This is a genomic window from Xanthobacter sp. BG11Y11_SDJG (assembly GCF_057364445.1).
Map to the genome: position 1 here is coordinate 1 of NZ_JBNFNU010000284.1, position 5,630 is coordinate 5,630.

Annotated in this window: 4 protein-coding genes, 1 tRNA gene and 1 pseudogene; 3 read left to right on the forward strand and 3 right to left on the reverse strand. The window is 68.6% G+C overall.

Annotated features, from left to right (window positions below):
• Positions 1–361: winged helix-turn-helix transcriptional regulator (locus AC2W7M_RS18675; protein WP_486133972.1), on the reverse strand; the 361-nt coding region annotated here is incomplete at its 3' end.
• Positions 362–500: 139 nt separating this feature from the next.
• On the opposite strand from AC2W7M_RS18675, the gene AC2W7M_RS18680 reads away from it, so the two are divergent.
• Both AC2W7M_RS18680 and AC2W7M_RS18685 read left to right on the forward strand, forming a co-directional pair.
• Positions 501–1,514: a zinc-binding alcohol dehydrogenase family protein gene (locus tag AC2W7M_RS18680; RefSeq protein WP_486133974.1), complete on the forward strand. Its 1,014-nt coding sequence runs from the start codon at positions 501–503 to the stop codon at positions 1,512–1,514.
• A gap of 157 nt (positions 1,515–1,671) precedes the next feature.
• The gene (locus AC2W7M_RS18685; protein ID WP_486133978.1) at positions 1,672–3,726 is read left to right on the forward strand and encodes a putative bifunctional diguanylate cyclase/phosphodiesterase; all 2,055 of its coding nucleotides are present in this window, start codon (positions 1,672–1,674) and stop codon (positions 3,724–3,726) included.
• A 28-nt stretch (positions 3,727–3,754) separates the two neighbouring features.
• Here the strand turns inward: AC2W7M_RS18685 and AC2W7M_RS18690 are convergent, their stop codons facing one another.
• Both AC2W7M_RS18690 and AC2W7M_RS18695 read right to left on the reverse strand, forming a co-directional pair.
• Entirely contained in the window at positions 3,755–4,189 is a 435-nt protein-coding gene (locus tag AC2W7M_RS18690) for a hypothetical protein (RefSeq protein WP_486133976.1), read from the reverse strand.
• A 985-nt stretch (positions 4,190–5,174) separates the two neighbouring features.
• Positions 5,175–5,250, reverse strand: a tRNA-Lys gene (locus AC2W7M_RS18695).
• Positions 5,251–5,435: 185 nt separating this feature from the next.
• On the opposite strand from AC2W7M_RS18695, the pseudogene AC2W7M_RS18700 reads away from it, so the two are divergent.
• Positions 5,436–5,630: pseudogene (locus tag AC2W7M_RS18700) on the forward strand (hypothetical protein); the annotation flags it as partial.

The window sequence follows — 5,630 nt, forward strand, 5'->3', positions numbered from 1 at the left end:
CCTTCGGGGGCGGGGCAGGGGGGGACGGGCGGCGGCGGCTGAGATGGCCGCGCCCGAACGCCGCCAGCGCCAGCACCGCCGGGGTCAGGCTCTCGCCCTTCTCGGTCAGGCGGTAGCCCACCTGCGGCGGCACGGCGGGATAGACCGTGCGCGCGATCACCCCGTCCGCCTCCAGTTCCTTCAGCGCCTTGGAGAGGATGCGCTGGGTGACGTTGGGCATGCGCCGGCGCAACTCGGAAAAGCGCAGCTCGCCGTCGATCAGATGGTACACCGTGGCGCCCTTCCATTTGGCGCCGATGATCTCGAGGGCCGCCTCCACCGGGCATCCCGTGCCCTGATAGCTGAAATGGCGCTTGGCCATGGAGCAGATCCGCCTGTGGTGGGTATCAGCGATGATACCACGCGACCAGATTGTGCCGTCTTGCGCATCTGGCCGCTTCGACGACATGGAGGGACGAGGCAAAGCCAGGGGCCGCCCGGCCCCCAACCCGGAGACCATCATGCAGGCCATCGGCTATGTCGAGTCCCTCCCCGTCACCGATCCGCGCGCGCTGTTCGCCTTCGAGGCGCCCGATCCGGTCCCCGGCCCACGCGACCTGCTGGTGGAGGTCAAAGCGATCTCGGTGAATCCGGTGGACACCAAGGTGCGCATGCGCCGCCAGGGCACGCCCGAGGCGCCGGTGATCCTCGGCTGGGACGCCGCCGGCGTGGTGAAGGCGGTGGGCGCGCAGGCGCGGCTCTTCAAGCCGGGCGACGAGGTCTATTATGCCGGCAGCATCACCCGGCCCGGCACCAACGCCCCGCTGCATCTGGTGGACGAGCGCATCGCCGCCTTGAAGCCGCGCACGCTGGGCTTCGCGCAGGCCGCCGCCCTGCCGCTCACGGCCATCACCGCCTTCGAGGGCCTGTTCGATCGCCTCAAGCTCGCCGTCGGCAAGACCGGCGACCACGGCGTGGTGCTGATCATCGGCGCCGCCGGCGGCGTCGGCTCCATGGCGGTGCAGCTCGCCCGCCGGCTCACCGCGCTCACCGTGGTGGGCACCGCCTCGCGGCCGGAGAGCGCGCAGTGGGTGCGCGACCTCGGCGCCCACCACGTGATCGACCATTCGAGGCCCCTGAGCGAGGAGATGGCGCGCATCGGCCTGCCGCAGGCCGACGCCATCTTCGCCCTCACCGCCACCGACAAGCACTGGCGCGAGATCGCCGCCGTGCTGCGGCCGCAGGCCACCGTGTGCGTCATCGATGACCCCGGCGCCCTCGACGTGGCGCTGCTCAAGCAGAAGAGCGGCGCACTCGCCTGGGAGTTCATGTTCACCCGCTCCATGTTCGAGACCGACGACATGATCGCCCAGCACCGCCTGCTGGCCGAGGTGGCCGGCCTGGTGGACGAGGGGCTGATCCGCACGACGCTCGGCGCCCATTACGGGCCGATCACGGTGGAGAACCTGAAGCGCGCCCACGCCGCGCTGGAGAGCGGGCGCACCGTGGGCAAGATCGTGCTCGAAGGCTGGTGAGGCCGGCCGCCCCGGCGCCGGGGCGAGATGTCGCGGTGTTTTCAAGAAGTCTTGTTCACACTATCTTGCTTCATCCGCCTATGATTGTCGGCGCGGGACAAAGTGGTAAGGGTGTGATGCGCAGGTACGCCGCTCCGGAGATTTTGCCGTGGCAGTGATGGCAACGCTGATCTACTGGGTCATCGTTGCCCTATGGATCACGGTGCTGTTCACGGTCGTAATGGCGGCGGCGCGTGGAAAGTACGAGGTCGATGGTACCACTTGGCTTCTTCTTGCCGTGCTGGCCATCGACGTGGTGCGCAATATCGCAGAGAATATTTATTTCGGTCTGCTGTGGGGCTCGCGGTACGGCGTCTTTCCCGAAGCGATCGAGGCGGCGCTGGCACGCCCTGAACTTCTGATCCTGCCCAAGATCCTGAACGTGCTCGCGGCGCTCGTGGTGCTCGTCATCCTGTTGTGGCGCTGGCTGCCGCTGGCGGCGCGGGAGAGGAGCGAGGCGCTGCAGACCTTGAGCGCGCAGTCCGCGCAGATCGCGCGCGAGGCCGAGGAGCAGCGCCTGCTGTTCGAAACCTCCGTCGACCTCATCCTGGTGATCGACCGTTCGGGCATCGTCCGGCGGGTGAGCAAGAGTTCGTCCGCCATCCTCGGCTATGCGCCGGAGGATGTGGTCGGACAGCAGGGCAGCGCCTTCGCCGTCCCGGAGCAGCGCGAAAGCCTGACCGCGGCGCTCCGAACCCTCGCCGCGGGCGGGCGCTCGCCCGAGGTGGTTGCCGATATGCGCCACAAGGACGGGCACCTCGTCACGCTCTCCTTCCTCGGCGTGTGGGCGCCGGGTCTCGACGCCGGCCTGGTGATCGGCCGCGACATCACCGAGCGCATGGCGGCGGCGGCGCGGCTCGACCGTCTGGCCTATTTCGATCAGCTCTCGGGCTTGGCGAACCGGGTGAGCCTGCTGCGCGACCTTTCGGCCGCCCTCGACGCTGCGGACGCGCCGCCCTTGGCGCTGGCGGTGCTCGACCTCGACGGCTTCAAGGACATCAACGACTTTCTCGGCCATTCCACGGGCGACCGGGTGATTGGCGAGATCGGTGCGCGGCTCGCGCGCGCGAGCACGGACCGCCGTCGCTTCTATCGCTCGGGGGGCGACGAGTTCTTCATGGTGTTCGCCGGCGTCTCCTGTTCGCACGACGTGTCGGCAGAGGCGCAGGAGGTGGTGCGCCTCCTGGAGGAGCGCATCGACATCGACGGCTACCGGCTGTTCGTCTCGGTCACCTGCGGCATCGCCTGCGCCCCCGAGCATGCCCGCGCCTGCGACGAACTGATCCAGAACGCCGACCTCGCCCTCAGCGCCGCCCGGGCCGACGGGCGCAAGGTCAGCATCTTCACCCCTGCCATCCGGCGCAATGCGCGGGCCCGCCAGGAGATCGAGAGCGAACTGCGGCGGGCGGTGGCGCAGCAGGAGTTCGAGCTCCATTTCCAGCCGCAGATCCGGCTCGCGGACGACACGGTGGTGGGCGCGGAGGCGCTGCTGCGCTGGAACCATCCCGAGCGGGGGCTGCTTGCGCCCGCGGCCTTCATCGACGCTCTCAGCCGCAGTCCGGCGGCGGCGGAGGCGGGTCAATTCGTGCTGGCGAGCGCGTGCGCGGCGGCTGCCGCCTGGCGCGGCACGGGCCTCGGCGCGCTGCGCATCGGCGTCAACCTGTTCCCGATCCAGTTCCATTCCCGCACCCTGCTCGACGACGTGGAGCGGGCGCTCGACCGCAGCGGCCTCGATGCCCGCCAACTTGAGCTTGAGATCACCGAGAACATCGCCCTCGGCCACGGCGACGAGGTGCTCGACATGCTGAAGGCGCTGCACCAGCGGGGCATCGGCCTCGCCTTCGACGATTTCGGCACCGGCTATGCGTCGCTGAGCTATCTTCTGCGCTACCCGCTGACGCGGCTGAAGATCGACCGCAGCTTCGTGCAGAAGATCGCCGACGCGGCCGCGCCCGAGCACGCCGCCATCGTCCAGTCGATCCTGGTGATGGCGCACAATATCGGCCTCGAGGTGGTGGCCGAGGGGGTGGAGACCGAGCGGCAGGCGGCGTTCCTGCGGGCACGCGGCTGCGAGGAGGCGCAGGGCTACTATTTCGCGCGCCCCCTGCCGCAGGCCGAGTTCGAGGCCTACGTCACGGCCCGCCTCACGCCTACCGCCATCGGCCAGGGATAGGCGGCCGTTCGCTGCCGCGCGGCAGGCTCTACTGGATGTCGTTGCTGCACCGGAAGAAGGCGTCCAGCGCGCGCTTACTCCCATCGAGCGGACGGGCGAGGATGATGTTGCGGCCCTGGAAAGATATTTGCGTGGAATTGGGTATTGCATCGTCCAGGAGTCCGGGGCCGTCGCTGCGGCCCTCGGTGATGCGGGCCCACTTGTCCCCATCCCGGCCTTCGATGAAGACCACCTGAAAATCGCTCGGATCGCTGCCGGGGCCAAACTGGACCTTGATCGGCATCTGCGCGTCCAATCGGCCCATCTGACCGCCGTCCTTGAAATCGACATAGGAGTTTTCGCGGTCGATCTCGAAGCGCAGGTTGGGCATCGACGTATCGAATGCCTCGCACGCGATCGTGCGTCTGCCGGCCTTGATCGCGTTGATGACCCACGCGCCAGCGGTGCCATAGCGCACGGCCATGCTTTCCGTCGGCGCGTTCGACGCAGCGTCTTGACGCGGTGGCGGCGCGGCCTGCGCCACGCGGACCGGCGCGGCGGCCGTCTCGGCCGGGGGCGCCGCGGCGCGCGCGGCACTCCTCCACCTTCGATATGGCGGCTGCAGCGCCGGTCAGATCGAAATCGAAATCCCGCTTGCCGACGGCCAGAACCGCTCGGTTTCCCTGCCGCAGGGCGTCAACCTGGCCGAGGTTCAGCCAGGCGATGGTCCAGTCCGCGACGGCCAGGCCGCTGACGTCTGCGCCAGCCCCCTGGGCTGGCTCCTGCCCGTCGATCTCAAGCCGGCCCTGCCAATCCTTGCCCGCGCGCACGGGCACGGCGAGCTGCCACTGGCTGCCGTCGCCCGGCATGGCCTGATCGACGCCAAGACGGATCGAGCGGCTGCCGGCGTCGGTGACGGCGACGCAATACATGAAAAGGCGCCCTGTAAAGGCGGCCATGACCTCCCAGCCGCGGGTTCTGGCGTACGGCTGCTCGAACTGCGCCGCGCCCATGATGGCGTAGCCGCCATACTCGGTCGGCGTGACCAGCCAATCGCTCGTGCAGCGGCTCGCCAGACGCCGGACATGCACCGACGCGCCCTCCACCGCGTCGCTCGCTGTGCGCAGGCACCATTGGACATGCATCGGGCGATCGCCGTGAACGCCGGTTCCGGGGTTGAAGCAGGCGGGATTGATCTTGATCGCGTCTTCCGCCGCGGTCGCGACGGTTGCAGCATACTGCCGGCAGAAATTGGCATCCCCAGGCTGGCCCTGGGCCAACGCTGACCCCGATGCGAGCAAGGCAACGATCGCCAGTGCGCGAGCGTGAAGCATGGACGTCTCCCCCATTGTTTTATTGGTGATGTGACGCCTGCGTGTTGCCGCCGGCATCCGCGGCTCAAGTGATACACGAAACCGGCGTCGAACGATGGATGAGCAAAAGCCGCCAGCGCGTTCCCGCCGAGCGCGTGGCTGGGGCGCCTGGATTCGAACCAGGGAATGGGGGAATCAAAAATCCCCTGCCTTACCACTTGGCTACGCCCCAACGCGGCGGCGGAACATATCTGCGGTCGGGCGGCATGTCCAACCGCCGGAGGCGGCCGTCCACCGGCCGTTGCGTCACGTCGCCAAGGGAGCAATCCGGCTGCATTCTGGCATCGATTTCCCACCCCATTGTGCAGTAGGTTGCAGCGCTGCGCAGATCGCGCGGCGTATTGGGGAGAGCGCGCAATGATGTTGCGCATCGCACTTTTTGGCGCCGCCTGCGGCGCCGCCCTCGCCATCAGCCTACCCGCCGCCGCCGAGACGCCCTCACGCCAGCAGCAATGCGCGGCGGAATGGAGCAAGGCGAAGGATGCCGGCAAGGTGCCGGACGGCATGACCTGGCCCAAATTCTACAGCGAATGCGCCGCCCGCCTCGGCGCG